Annotated in this window: 13 protein-coding genes; 5 read left to right on the forward strand and 8 right to left on the reverse strand. The window is 70.2% G+C overall.

Annotated elements, in window-relative coordinates:
* Positions 1–139 precede the first annotated feature (139 nt).
* Positions 140–940 carry an SAM-dependent methyltransferase gene (locus NNI01S_RS05725; RefSeq protein ID WP_063018758.1) on the forward strand — a complete coding sequence of 267 codons (801 nt, stop codon included), beginning with the start codon at positions 140–142 and terminating at the stop codon, positions 938–940.
* A gap of 9 nt (positions 941–949) precedes the next feature.
* Positions 950–1390 (forward strand): nuclear transport factor 2 family protein, encoded by a 441-nt coding sequence (locus NNI01S_RS05730; RefSeq protein WP_063018159.1) that lies wholly within the window; start codon positions 950–952, stop codon positions 1388–1390.
* A 68-nt stretch (positions 1391–1458) separates the two neighbouring features.
* On the opposite strand, the gene NNI01S_RS05735 is transcribed toward NNI01S_RS05730, so the two are convergent.
* Positions 1459–2994, reverse strand: a complete 1536-nt coding sequence (locus NNI01S_RS05735; RefSeq protein WP_439956117.1) for an MFS transporter — start codon at positions 2992–2994, stop codon at positions 1459–1461.
* Between the two features lie 147 nt (positions 2995–3141).
* Between NNI01S_RS05735 and NNI01S_RS05740 the strand changes: the two genes are divergently transcribed.
* The 3 genes from NNI01S_RS05740 to NNI01S_RS05750 all read left to right on the forward strand — a co-directional run bounded on the left by NNI01S_RS05740 (position 3142) and on the right by NNI01S_RS05750 (position 8232).
* Positions 3142–3828 (forward strand): TetR/AcrR family transcriptional regulator, encoded by a 687-nt coding sequence (locus NNI01S_RS05740; RefSeq protein ID WP_063018163.1) that lies wholly within the window; start codon positions 3142–3144, stop codon positions 3826–3828.
* A gap of 132 nt (positions 3829–3960) precedes the next feature.
* Entirely contained in the window at positions 3961–7536 is a 3576-nt protein-coding gene (gene cobN / locus NNI01S_RS05745) for a cobaltochelatase subunit CobN (RefSeq protein ID WP_063018165.1), read from the forward strand.
* A 171-nt stretch (positions 7537–7707) separates the two neighbouring features.
* Entirely contained in the window at positions 7708–8232 is a 525-nt protein-coding gene (locus NNI01S_RS05750) for a DUF8020 domain-containing protein (RefSeq protein ID WP_063018167.1), read from the forward strand.
* A gap of 94 nt (positions 8233–8326) precedes the next feature.
* On the opposite strand, the gene NNI01S_RS05755 is transcribed toward NNI01S_RS05750, so the two are convergent.
* The 7 genes from NNI01S_RS05755 to NNI01S_RS05785 form a co-directional block, all read right to left on the reverse strand.
* Positions 8327–9286, reverse strand: a complete 960-nt coding sequence (locus tag NNI01S_RS05755) for a helix-turn-helix transcriptional regulator (RefSeq protein ID WP_063018169.1) — start codon at positions 9284–9286, stop codon at positions 8327–8329.
* A 48-nt stretch (positions 9287–9334) separates the two neighbouring features.
* Positions 9335–10687 (reverse strand): cytochrome P450, encoded by a 1353-nt coding sequence (locus NNI01S_RS05760; RefSeq protein WP_063018171.1) that lies wholly within the window; start codon positions 10685–10687, stop codon positions 9335–9337.
* A 117-nt stretch (positions 10688–10804) separates the two neighbouring features.
* Positions 10805–11173: an STAS domain-containing protein gene (locus tag NNI01S_RS05765; RefSeq protein WP_063018173.1), complete on the reverse strand. Its 369-nt coding sequence runs from the start codon at positions 11171–11173 to the stop codon at positions 10805–10807.
* Between the two features lie 450 nt (positions 11174–11623).
* Entirely contained in the window at positions 11624–11881 is a 258-nt protein-coding gene (locus NNI01S_RS05770; protein ID WP_063018175.1) for a DUF4235 domain-containing protein, read from the reverse strand.
* Positions 11878–12273 (reverse strand): DUF3618 domain-containing protein, encoded by a 396-nt coding sequence (locus NNI01S_RS05775; RefSeq protein WP_063018177.1) that lies wholly within the window; start codon positions 12271–12273, stop codon positions 11878–11880. Before NNI01S_RS05775 ends, NNI01S_RS05770 begins: the two co-directional genes overlap by 4 nt.
* Entirely contained in the window at positions 12270–12686 is a 417-nt protein-coding gene (locus tag NNI01S_RS05780) for a phage holin family protein (protein WP_063018179.1), read from the reverse strand. Before NNI01S_RS05780 ends, NNI01S_RS05775 begins: the two co-directional genes overlap by 4 nt.
* Before the next feature lie 180 nt (positions 12687–12866).
* A complete protein-coding gene (locus tag NNI01S_RS05785) occupies positions 12867–13412 on the reverse strand; it encodes a TerD family protein (RefSeq protein ID WP_063018181.1) in 546 nt (181 codons plus the stop codon).
* Between the last annotated feature and the right edge of the window lie 211 nt (positions 13413–13623).

The following is a 13623-nucleotide window of genomic DNA, read 5'->3' on the forward strand; positions in this document are numbered from 1 at the left end:
TGGGCAGCGCAGGGGGAACTGTTCTCTTGCAGGAATATTCGATGCGTTCGCTCGCATTCGCCGGGATGGATCGCGCCGACCGGAGGTGGTGATTTGTTACGATCCTGGTCCAGAGAGCGCGGGAGGTACGGTGTCCGGCATGGAGCGAGCACCGCGGGGCGTCGATCCGAATCTGCCGAATTCCGCCCGGGTATACGACTACCTTCTCGGCGGCAAGGACAACTACGAGGTGGACCGGGCGGTCGCGCACCGGATGCTGTCCATCGCCCCGGATACTCGCACCTTGGCGTGGTTCAGTCGCCAATTCCTCGTGCGCGCGGTCCAGTCGGCCGCCGAGGCGGGGATCCGGCAGTTCATCGATCTCGGCGCGGGTATCCCGACCTCACCGAACGTGCACGAAGTCGCGCGCAAGACCGATCCCTCGGCGCGGGTGGTCTACGTCGACTTCGATCCCGTCGTCTACTCGCACTGCAATGCGCTGCTGGCGCACGCGGAGGGCGTGACGGCGATGCTGGGGGACGTCCGCCGTCCGGACGACATCATCGACCGGCTGCGCAGCGGCGGCCTGATCGACTTCGGCGAACCGGTGGCGATCACGCTCGTCGGCGTCCTGCATTTCGTGATGGACGACGAACACCCGGCCGAGATCGTCGCTCGACTCCGCGAAGCCATGGCGCCGGGAAGCCGCCTGGCGTTCACGCACGGCGCCGACAACAGCGATCCGGACTTCATCACGCAGTCGTCGTCGGACACCGCCAAGTCCTCGGCCCAGGTCGTCTATCGATCTCCGGCCGTGGTCGAGTCTCTGTTCGCGGGTTTCGAGATGATCGAGCCGGGTGTGGTCCCACTGCAACAGTGGCTCGACGACGACCTGCCGGACACCAAGCTGGTGCTGCTGGGCGGGGTGGTCCGGAAGCCTTCCGACGTGCGCGGCGACTAAGGTCGGCGTATGCCCGAAATCTCCGCTCTCGCAGACCGGCTCGCCATCGTCGACGTGATCACCAAAATGTTCGTGTACACCGATCAGAAGCGGTGGGAAGAGTTGTCGGCGGAGGTCTTCACGCCGACCGTGGATTTCGACGGCGGATTCGGCGGGCCGGTCGGTGAGCGCGCCGCGGCCGATATCATCGCCGACTGGCGCACCGGGCTCGCCGACCTCGACGGGGTGCACCACCAGTCTGGCAACCATCTGATCGACCTGGACGGTGACGCGGCGCGGGTGCACGCCGACGCCATCGCGGTGCACGTCAAGAACGCCGCGACCGAAGGCAAGACCCGCACCTTTGTCGGCAGCTACTCCCTGGGCGTCGAGCGCACCCCGGACGGGTGGCGGGTCAACCGATTCCACTACCACCTCAAGGTGATCGACGGGAACGCGGATCTGGTCTAGGTCATGAGCGCGATCACGCGCACCCCGGATCGCTCGCGATCCCCGGTGAGTGGGCGCCCTTCGTCCCGCTAGATCACTTGCGAGCGATCGTCAGGCGTCGTCGTCGGCCGAGTTCCGGTTCGAGGCGCAGCGGTCTTCGCTGTCGCGCGAGACCGGCCCGGCGCCCAGACGCCGATGAGGATCGCGGCGACGAAGGTGATGATGCCCAGAGCGAGCGCGGACTGCCGGGCGCCGTGCACGAACGCCGACTCGGCGAACTCGGCCAGCGGCGCGCCTTGCGGGCCCATCCGCTCGGTGACCTGCAGCGCGGCGGCCAGCGAGTCGCCGACCGGTTCGCGAATCCGGTCGGGTAGCCGCGGCAGGGCGGGCGCGATGCGGTAGCTGTAGCCGGCGGCCAGGATGCTGCCCGCGATGGCGATGCCGATCGCCGCGCCCACTTCCCGCGCCGCGTCGTTCACGGCCGCGGCGACACTGTGCTTCTCCACGGGGGTGCCCGCGATGATCGCGGCCGTGGCCGGTGCGGTGCACAAGCCGGTGCCCGCGCTCATGACCAGGAACGGCCAGAGCAGTTCGAGGTAGGTGGTGTCGACGTCGACGCGGGAGAGCGCGACGAGCGCTGCTCCGATGATCACCAGCCCGCCCGCGATCGGCAGCCGCAGTCCGACCCGTTCGGCCAGACGTGGCGCCACCGCCGAGACCGCCACCATCGGCACCATCATCGGCGCCATCGCCAGCGCCGACATGATCGGCCGGAACCCGAGGATCAACTGCAGGAATTGCACCATCAGCAGGAAGGTTCCGAAGCACACGAGGAACTGCAGCATCACCGACGCGGTGCCGGAGCCGAACCCGCGATCGGCGAACAGGCGCAGATCCAACAGAGGGTGCGCGACGCGCGTCTCGACCGCCACGAATACCGCGGCCGCCACCACCGCCGTGACGGCGGCGCCGATCACCACCGGGTCGACCCATCCGCGCTCGGGCGCCGCGATCGCCGCCGACACCAGTGATCCGACCGCTATGGCGGAGGTGATCGCACCCAACGGGTCCAGCCCGGGACGATCTCGGTCGACCGACTCCGGCAGCGTGAATCCCGCGATCATCAGGACCAGTCCCGCGACGGCCATGGCGAGAAAGATGGCCGCCCACGACCACCACTCCAGCAGCAAGCCCGAGCCGAGGATGCCGAGCACCGCGCCCGCACCGGCGACGCCCGCCCACAGCCCTACGGCATTGCCCCGGCGTGATTCGGGGAATTCGGCGGTGATCAGCGACAACGTCGAAGGCATGACGAGAGCGGCGCCCACTCCGGCGGCCGTCCGGCCCGCGATCAACCAGCCGGGTGTGTCCAGCAGGACCGGTGTCGCCGAGGCCGCCGCGAAGACGAACAGCCCGATGATCAGGACGATGCGCCGTCCGTAGCGGTCGCCGAGCGCGCCGGCGGGAAGGACCAGGCACGCCAGCGCCAGGGTGTACCCGTCGACGACCCAGGTGAGCTGCTGCTGACTGGCGCCCGTCGCGGCGGCGATCTCCGGCAGCGCGGTGTAGAGGGCGGCCATCGAGGCGATGACCAGCGCGACGGTGAGACAGGAGATCGTCAATATCCATCGCTGAGCGGCTGACGAATGTGTCGTGGTGGACTCCACGGCGCCTCCCCGGGCAGTGCGAAACTGTCGGTATCGCTACGCTACTATCAGTATCATAAGATGGCACGGTGGCGATAGGCCCAGCGGAGGAGGATTGTTCGACTCATGACCGGTGCTGCCGACCCGACACCGCGTGAATCCGCGCACGACGACGACGTCGACCCGCGCAAGTTGCGCTCCCGCGCCAGACTGCTGGACGCCGCGACCGCGCTGTTGAAATCCGGTGGACTGGAGGCGGTCACGATCGAGGCGGTCACGACCATGTCGAAGGTCGCGCGCACCACGCTGTACCGGCATTTCGACAACGCCATGCAACTGCGCGCCGCCACACTCGAGCGTCTGCTTCCTCCGGTGATCGAGGCGGCTCCCGGTGGTCCGCTCCGGCAGCGGCTGATCGACTTGCTCAGCAGGCAGTCCGCAGTCGTCAACGAGGCCCCGCTGCAGGTCTCCACGCTGGCCTGGCTGGCGACCGGGGAGCGCGGTGAACCCGGCGCGGGGCCCGCGTTCACGTCGCTGCGCCGGCGGCTCATCGAGCAGTACCGCAAGCCGTTCGACCAACTGTTCGGCGAGCCGGACGTGCGCGCCCAGCTCGGCGATCCGGACGTGACGTTCGCGCTGACCCAGCTCGTCGGCCCGATCGTCTTCGCCAGGCTGGTCGGACTCCCGCCGGTCACTCCCGCCGATTGCGCGCGGCTGGTCGATGATTTCCTGACCGCACGGGCGAGTGACCGCGACCGCCGCACAGCCGAGCGGGCCGGACGCGTGGACGAGGCCGAACCGAACGGCAGGTAGCATCGGCGTGCTCGGCGGACGACGAGGAAACCGGTGGAAGTCCGGTGCGGTCGCGCCACTGTAGAAAGCCAGACCCTCCCGGCGAGCAGCGAACCCCCCGATGGGCGCGTCACCCGAGGAAGGCTGCCACCCGTGATTGTGCTGTTGTCCACGTCCGACACCGATCTGCTCAGTGCCCGCGCCAGCGGCGCCGACTACCGTTGGGGCAATCCGGCTCGCCTGCTGGTCGACGACCTGCCCGGCGTGCTCGACGGCGCCGATCTGGTGATCGTGCGCATCCTCGGCGGCAAGCGGGCCTGGGAGGATGGGCTGGAGGCACTGCGCGCCAGCGGGATTCCGCTCGTGGCGCTCGGCGGCGAGATCGCCCCCGACGCCGAGCTGATGGAATGCTCCACCGTCCCGGGCGGCGTCGCGGCCGACGCGCACAACTACCTCGCCGCCGGTGGCCCCGAGAACCTGCGCCAGCTGCACAATTTCCTGTCCGACACCGTGCTGCTGACCGGCCACGGCTTCGAGCCGCCGGTCCAGTTGCCGAGTTGGGGCGAACTGGACCGGGTCGCCGCCGAGCAGTCCGACGGGCCGACCGTGGCGGTGATCTACTACCGCGCGCAGCATCTGGCGGGCAACACCGCCTACGTCGACGCCTTGTGCACCGCGATCGAACAGGCGGGCGCGCGGGCGCTGCCGCTGTACTGCGCGTCGCTGCGCACCGCCGAACCCGAATTGCTCTCCACCCTGCGCCGGGCCGACGCGCTGGTGGTGACGGTGCTGGCCGCGGGCGGCACGAAGCCCGCCACCGCGTCGGCGGGCGGCGAAGACGAGGCTTGGGATGTCGGCGCGCTCGCCGACCTGGATGTGCCCATCCTGCAAGGACTGTGCCTGACCACCGGCCGCGCCCAGTGGGAGGCCAACGACGACGGGCTGTCACCCCTGGACGTCGCCACCCAGGTGGCCGTACCGGAATTCGATGGACGAATCATCACGGTCCCGTTCTCGTTCAAGGAGTTCGACGCCGACGGCCTGTCCACCTACGTCCCCGATCCCGAGCGCGCCGCCCGGGTCGCGGGCATCGCTACGCGCTACGCGCGGCTGCGCCACATCCCCGCCGCGGACAAGCGCATCGCGCTCATGCTGTCGGCCTATCCGACCAAGCACGCCCGCATCGGCAACGCCGTCGGACTGGACACCCCGGCCAGCGCCATCCGCCTGCTCACCGAGATGCGCGCCGCCGGATACGATCTCGGCGCCCCCGGCGAAGTACCCGGTCTGGACGAGCAGGATGGTGACGCCCTCATCCACGCGTTGATCGCGGCGGGCGGCCAGGACCCGGACTGGCTCACCGCCGAGCAGCTCGAGGGCAATCCGATCCGCATCGGCGCGGCCACCTACACGGCCTGGTTCGACACCCTCCCCGAGGACCTGCGGGACGCGGTCGTGGCAGCGTGGGGCCCGCCGCCGGGAGAACTGTACGTCGACCGCTCGTCCGACCCGGACGGCGAGATCGTCATCGCGGCCCTGCGTTTCGGCAATGTCGTGCTCATGGTGCAGCCGCCGCGTGGCTTCGGCGAGAACCCCGTCGCGATCTACCACGACCCCGATCTGCCGCCGAGTCACCACTATCTGGCGGCCTACCGGTGGCTCAGCGCACCCGAAGGTTTCGGGGCCGACGCGATGGTGCATCTGGGAAAGCACGGAAACCTGGAGTGGCTGCCGGGTAAGACGCTGGGCATGTCGGCCTCCTGTGGCACCGACGCGGCCCTCGGCGACCTGCCGCTGATCTATCCCTTCCTGGTGAACGACCCCGGTGAGGGCACCCAGGCCAAGCGGCGCGCGCACGCCACCCTGGTGGATCACCTGATCCCGCCGATGGCCCGGGCCGAAAGCTACGGTGACATCTCACGTCTCGAGCAACTGCTCGACGAGCACGCCAACATCTCCGCGCTCGACCCCGCCAAGCTGCCCGCCGTCCGCCAGCAGATCTGGACGCTGATGCGCGCCGCCAAGATGGACCACGACCTCGGCCTCACCGAGCGCCCGGACGAGGACTCCTTCGACGACATGCTGCTGCACGTCGACGGCTGGCTGTGCGAGATCAAGGACGTGCAGATCCGCGACGGCCTGCACGTCCTCGGACAGGCCCCGGCGGGAGAGAGCGAACTCGACCTGGTGCTGGCCATGCTTCGCGCGCGCCAGTTGTGGGGCGGTGAGCGCACCGTGCCCGGCCTGCGGGAAGCCCTCGGTCTCGACGAGTCCGGCGGGGAGGCGCGCGAGCGCGTGGACGCGGTCGAGGACCGCGCACGGGCGCTGGTCGCGGCCTTGCAGGCGGCGGACTGGTCGCCCGGCGCGGTCGACGACCTCACCGACAACTCCGACGTCCGCCGGGTGCTGCGGTTCGCGGCCACCGAGGTCGTTCCGCGCCTGCGGCAGACCGGCGTCGAGATCGAGCGGGTACTGCACGCGCTCGACGGCGGGTTCATCCCGGCCGGCCCGAGCGGTTCGCCGTTGCGCGGGCTGATCAACGTCCTGCCCACCGGACGCAATTTCTACTCGGTCGACCCGAAGGCGGTCCCGTCCCGGTTGGCCTGGGAGACCGGGCAGGCCATGGCGGAATCCCTGCTCGACCGCTATCGCGCCGACCATGGCGAATACCCTCGGTCGGTGGGCCTGTCGATCTGGGGCACCTCCGCCATGCGCACCTCGGGCGACGACATCGCCGAAGTCCTGGCACTGCTGGGCGTCCGGCCGGTCTGGGACGAGGCGAGCCGCCGGGTCAGCGCGCTCGAGGTGGTCTCGCTCGCGGAGCTGGGCCGTCCCCGCATCGATGTCACGGTGCGCATCAGCGGCTTCTTCCGGGACGCCTTCCCGCACGTGCTCGCCCTGCTGGACGATGCGGTCCGCCTGGTCGCCGACCTGGACGAGCCCGGCGAGACGAATTACGTGCGGGCGCATGCCGAGGCGGATCTCGCCGAGCACGGCGATCGGCGGCGCGCCACCACCCGCATCTTCGGCTCCAAGCCCGGCACCTACGGGGCGGGTCTGCTGCAGTTGATCGATGCGAAGAGCTGGCGTACCGACGACGACCTCGCCGCGGTGTACACGGCCTGGGGCGGCTACGCCTACGGGCGCGACCTCGACGGCGCGCCCGCCGCCGAGGACATGCGAGGCGCGTATCGCCGTATCGCCGTGGCCGCCAAGAACACCGACACCCGCGAGCACGACATCGCCGATTCCGACGACTATTTCCAGTTCCACGGCGGCATGGTCGCGACGGTGCGCGCGCTGACGGGCAAGAACCCGGAGGCCTACATCGGTGACAGCACCCGCCCGGACGCGGTGCGCACCCGGACGCTGTCGGAGGAGACGGCGCGGGTGTTCCGGGCCCGCGTGGTGAACCCCCGGTGGCTCGAAGCCATGCGCAGGCACGGTTACAAGGGCGCCTTCGAAATGGCGGCGACTGTCGACTACCTGTTCGGCTACGACGCCACCACCAACGTGGTGGCCGATTGGATGTACGAAAAGCTGACGGAGAGCTACGTTTTCGACGAGGTCAACCGGAAGTTCATGGAGCAGTCGAATCCGTGGGCGCTGCACGGCATCGCCGAGCGGCTGCTGGAGGCGGTCGAGCGGAAACTGTGGGAACACCCCGAACAGGACACGCTCGATCGGTTGCGGCAGGTCTATCTGGAGACCGAGGGCGAGTTGGAATAGCGGACCTCGCCCTCCCTGCTTCTCTGGACGTTTGCCGAAAACCCTGTCTTGCAAGACATTTCGGGCATGCTCAAGTGCCGGAAATGGTGATGCGCAACGTCTATAATCGCTAGTGTTTCACGGCTGTACCCAGGTAACGACAGATCGAATCTGCTGAGGATGGGAAGGCTCATGAAGTTCAGAGAATTGGTTGCGACCACGCTGCTGACCATCGCCGCCACCGGCGTGACCGCGGCGACCGCGTACGGGCAAGCCGAAATCTACGACCCCGCGGTGAGCGGAAACGACAGCGGCGTCGCCTACACCGCGTCCGTCGCGCCCGACCGCACGAGCGCCGCGGTGACGCTCACCGACGGGACGTTCGCCCGCACGCCGGAGGGGGTCGCGGTGCTGGGGCCCGACGGGTCGGTCGTGACCACCGTGCCGACGACCATGGTGTCCATGTTCGGTCAGCAGGTCGAAGTCGCTCCCGACATCGACGCGGCCGGAACGACATTGACTTTGACTCCGGTCGGAGCCGCCATCCCGGAACCGGGCGCGCCGCAGTTCATCGGTGATGCCACGACCACGCTGGGCGGGGTGGCGATCGGGTGTGCCATCGGGGCGCTGGTCGGTCTCGTCTTCTTCATCGTCGGGGTCTTCCCCGGCTGCGTGGTCGGCGGTCTCATCGGCGCTGCCGCGGGCGCCAGCCGATAGCGCGGGACCGACCCGCGGTCGTCGGCTTCGGCCGTGCCCGGCGCCTGGCGTCGAGCACGGCCGTTCGCTTGCGATCCGGGGATTCGATCTGCCGCTATCCCCGTCCGGATGCCCGCTGGAAACGTGCGGCGGTGGCGGCGAGTTGTTCGGCCAGCGCGGGGGAGTCCAGGATCTCGAACTCGACATCGGCGAGCCCGAGATACAGCGTCAGCAGCCGGGGCGAGTCCGAACCGACGTGCGCGACACAGTGTTCCGGCCCGTCCGGCGTCACCTCCACCGCCGCAGGAAGCCGGGCCCGGATCACCTCGGCGGGGGCGGCCATACGTACCCGGGCGCGGTAGCGCCAGGTGGCGGCGCCAACGCCGCGCTGGACCCGCTCGGCGATCTCCTCCTCGGACACGGCGCGAGGCGTGAACCGCGGCCCGTTCGGAATCTTCGGCGTGATCCGGTCGAGGCGGAAGGTACGCCAGTCGCCGCGCTCCACATCCCACGCGACGAGGTACCAGCGGCCCCACCAATGCACCATCCGGTGCGGCTCGGCATCGCGGCCGGACCGGGCGCCGCCATGGCTTTCGTAGTCGAAGCGCAACCGCTCGCTCGCCCGGATCGCACCCGCCACCGCGGTGAGCACCGCCGCGTCCACAGTCGACCGTCCGCCGCCGGGCACGTGCACGGTGGCCGCCGTCAGCGTCTCGACCCGGTGCCGCAGTCGCGACGGCAGCACCTGCTGCAGTTTCGCCAGCGCCCGCACCGACGTCTCCTCGATGCCGGTGACCGCGCCGTTGGCGGCGGTGACCAGCCCTACGGCCACTGCGACGGCCTCGTCGTCGTCCAGCAGCAACGGCGGCAATGCCGACCCGGCTCCGAGCCGGTAGCCGCCCGCGACACCGGGCGTGGCATGCACGGGGTACCCGAGCGTTCGCAGCCGCTCGACATCGGTGCGGACGGTCCGAGTGGACACACCAAGCCTGTCCGCCAGCGCGGGCCCGGTCCAGTCGCCGCGGAGTTGCAACAGCGACAGCAGCCGCAACAGGCGTGCGGAAGTTTCCAGCATCGCTCGATCATGACAGCCGTCACGGAAGCTTTTCTTCCGCGATGACCGTCATCCCGCCTGTGTCATGCACGGCTCCACGGTGAAATCGAGTCCGAAGTTGTTCAAGGTGACCGGCAGCGGAGCGTCGGGGTTCGGCCGCGGTGTGGACCGCAGCCGGAAGTCGGCGGAGGTCAACAGGTGCGCGAGCAGCGTGCTTGTCACGAACAGCACCAGGTTGCGGCCGGGGCAGTCGGCGGGTCCCGCGCTGAAAGGCACGAGCTGGGGATACCGCTCCGCGCGGCCGTCGAGCCAGATCTCCGGGGCGAACTGGTCGGCGAACGGCAGGAGCTCGGCATCCCGGTGGAACGCGGCCACCGCGATCATGAGGGCCGCGCCCGCCGCGATGGTGAAGCGTTCGTCGCCCTCGCGCCACTGCGTGTCGGCGGTGATGTCGCGCAGCAACATGGGCGTGGTCGGCCACAGCCGCACCGACTCCAGCACGCAGGCGCGCAGGTAGCCGCGCAGGTCGACGCGGTCCGGGTCGACGGCGTCGGCGAGCGCGCGGGCATGGTGCTCGGGATGGGTGCTCAGCACCGCCAGCGCACGGCTCAGCGCGATGCCCGCCGCATCGAAAGCGAACAACCAGTGCGGTATCTGCCCGACGGGATCGGTGGCCCCGCCCGCGGGCACGGCGGCCAGCGCCCCGGCAAGGCTGTCCGGCGGCGCGGACTCCACGTGCCGGTAGAGCCGATTGGTGAACTGGTCGCGCTGTCTGCGGTGCGCGGGCGCCAGGAACGACCAGTTGCCCGCCGAGCGCAGGCGGGACAGTTCGTCGGTGAGCACGGTGTCGTCGCGTCCACGCTCGCCCAGCACGATCCGCCGTACCAGCCGCCACCATCGGGTCGTGAACTGCCGCGCATCCAGGTGACCGCGGTGCAGGGCCGACACGATCAGCTCGCGGGCCTCCTCCGCGATGGCCTCGGCGAACGGGCCGGCCAGGCGATGCAGCGGTTCGGCCGAGTCCAGCGCGGCCTCGTTCACGGCCCGGCGCTGGTCACGGATCGGGCCCTCGGACAGCAGGACGCCGTGTGGCTGGAACTGGCGCAGTGCGGCGCGCTTCTCGCGATTGGCCGGGTGGAACGGTGTCGGCGCGTCGGCCAGCACCCGCCCGACGTCGTGCGGATCCAGGATGACCACGATCCGGCGCCCCGGCACCACGAGCTCGACCGGGCCCGCGCCGAACTCGCGCCGCAACTGCCGCACGCGTTCGATCGCCCGCGAATCGGCCCCCGTGCGTTCCAGCAAACCGAGCACCGGCCGGCGCCGCGCGATGACCCCCGAGGCGACCGAGGCGAATCCGAGATCCGCCAACGCCGCCACCGCGGGCACTCCCACCAGTCGGTGTTCGCGGTTGTCTGCCATACGGCCTCCTCCCGGTGCGCTCAGATCGGCACGGTGCCGACGACCGGGCACATACCCGGCGACGCGAGGTCGAAACCGCGGCGGGGTCCGGGCGGCACCGAGAGGGCGCCGGGGAAGCTAGCTCGGGGCCTGGGTCTCGTCCACCGCGAGCGCGGCCTCGACGGAGTCGAACACCGTGAGCAAGCGGTCCAGCGCGGTGACCTCGATCGGCCTGCGCGCCGCGTCGCTGGGGACGACCCGCAAGCCGCCGGAGCCGGTGGCCTCGGAAGCCGCCAACAGGACGCTGAGACCGGCGGAGCCGAGGAACCCGACGTTCGACATGTCCACCACGACCGCGGCCGGTTCATCGCGCAGGGCCTCGTCGAGCGCTGATTGCAAGCGTGGCGCGGACGCCATGTCGATCTCGCCGTGCACGGTGACCACCACCGTGTCCTCCGCCGACCGCACCTCGACCTCCAGCGCTCGGGGCGCGCTTTCGGAACTCACAATCCACCTCCCGTGCCGGCGACGCGTCCTCGGCAGTACGCCACGTCGACCTCTCCGGTTCGCTCCTCTTACGCACGCAGGGTGCGGCGCAGAGCGCGAGCATTCCGCGGCCAACTTACCCCATCGCGGCTGAAGGCGATCACACTGTGCGTCGCCCTCCTCGCACCGGGCGGCAATGGCGTAGCGGAAGTTGCGGTCGCCCAGGTTCGGCGACCTCCGCTTCGCCCGGCCGCTGCGCGAGAGGTGTGCGCTGCCGGACCGTGATCTCTACCAAGTCATCACACAGGCGCAGCAGCGGGAACCTCGGCGGCTGGGCGCCCTGCGGCAGCCCGCATGCCGCCTCCCGGACAGGCGAACGCCGCCGCCGGGGTTCGGAGTTCCTGTGCGGAGTGTCCGAACTCACGGCGGCGGCGACGAATTCGAGCGGTGGGCCGCTCTCGCGCGGTGTCGCTATTGCGGCCAAGTTCCGGTGAGCGATTCGTAGCCCGTCGCGCCCGCGCGATCGATCGCGGCCTTGACCAAGCCGAATACTGCGCCCTGCAATGCCGCGGCGAACAGCACCTCGCGCCAGGAATGATCCCGTGCGGTAGAAGTCGGCGCCTGCTCCTCACCCGTGATCTGTCGCCACACCTTGGTGAACACGGCGTTCGCCGCGAGGCCGCCGAGCACGCTGATCACCAGGCCGAGTGGTTTGTAGAGCGTCTTCATCGCCGCCTCCGCACGATCTGCCACACCAGCGCCGCGAGCACCGCGGCGCCGAGAGCCGCCGGGATCGGATACGCGCGCAGGGCACCGCCGGCCTGCCTGCCGCGTTCGGTGACCGGCTCCGGTGTCGCCGCCACCACCCGGTGTGCGAGCTCCGCGGCGCCCGTCCGGGCCTGCTGGGCCTTGTCCGCGACCGCGAGCGCCGCCTCGGAGGCCGCGTGCTGCGTCGCCTCTACGGCCTCGTGCGCCCTCTCCTTGCTCCGCGCGGGCACGTCGAGCTTGTGGCCGAGTTCCTCGACCGTCTTGCCGAGTTCCGCTCGGGCCTGGTCGCGGTCGCGCCGCAGGGCCTCGACGTCGTCGGTGGGCTGTCCGGCCCGGGGTCGGCTGTCACTCATCCCCGCCTCCTGTCCTTGATCACCTCGATGTCCTCGCGCACGCCCTCGACCGCCTCCTGGGGTATCGGCGGATTCGCGTGCTCCACGCTCTTCTTCCCGGACAGTCCGAGGATCGCCGCGACCACCAGCAGCGCGCCCGCCACGATGAGCGCGGCCGCCCAGCCCGGCAGCACCTCGGTGAGACCGAGTACCGCCGCGGCGACCAGCGCCGCCCCACCGTAGAACGCGAAGAGCGCCGCGACGCCCGCCAGGCCCGCGCCGAGGCCGAACCGTTTGCCCTTCTCGCGCATCTCGACACGGGCGAGCTGGAGTTCGTCACGGATGAGCCGGGACAGCTGGGCTGTGGCGTCCTCGACCAGCTCGGTGACCGACCGTGCGTTCGCGGGTGGGCGAATTTGTGTCGTCTCGGTCATGAGACCTCCTTCGGCATATCACACCTCCTGCCCGGCGACTACCCGCGCACCCCGATTCCAATCGGACGCCGGGGCAGCCCGGGCAGGGCATGGTTTCCGGTGCACCCGGACCGCCGCCGTACGCGCCGGCTACCCGATGCACTCCGGAATGCTTGCGGCCCAGACGAAGTCGACGCGAGGTCAGGTGAGGTAAGGGCCGATGTGCGCAATCGCCTCGACCGGATGCCGTGCCTGCACGCCCTTGCCGACGGCCTCGAAGCGCCAGCTTTCGGCGCCGCGCCGCACTCGGCCGAGCACCAGGCCGGGGTATGCGCCGCCGGTCAGCTCGTGGCGCGCGAGCTGGGTGCCCGCGACGCTGTCGACCACCCGGCAGTAGGCGTTCGCGACCTGTTCGAAAGTCTGGCCGGTGTAGCAGGTGACGAGGAAGAGCACCGTCGTGACGTGCGAGGCGAGGCGGGAGAGGTCGACGCTGACGATCTCGTCGTCGCCCGCGCCCGCTCCGGTGAGACTGTCGCCGTGCAGGCGGACCGAACCGTCCGCCGAGGTGAGCTGTTCGTGGTAGACGACGTCGACGAGCCGGTCCGCGGTGAAGAGCAGGGCCGCGATGTTCAGATCGATCTCCGGGCGCCGCCCGAACCAGCGCCGACGAGCGGCCGGGCCCCAGCCGAGGCCCACGGTGACGTGCTCGAGCGGGACGCCGCGCTCGTCGCGCAGCTCGGTCGGCATCGGCGTTCTCCCTGCGTCGGGACGCGGACACGGCTCGGCCGGGCCCGCCGTAAAGGGTGGGCGGCGATCCCGGCCTCCGGTGCGCGCGTCGGAATGATCCCGGCGGACGAGAAGCGTACCGGTGTCCGGGGCCGAATATGGTGAGAATCCAATCCGTGTGGCCGTGCGCCGCGAAGTCAAGGCATGCGGGTTGGCACAGGGCAGGTACGCC

It is taken from the genome of Nocardia niwae NBRC 108934 = DSM 45340, from assembly GCF_001613465.1.
GTDB classification, from domain to species: domain Bacteria; phylum Actinomycetota; class Actinomycetes; order Mycobacteriales; family Mycobacteriaceae; genus Nocardia; species Nocardia niwae.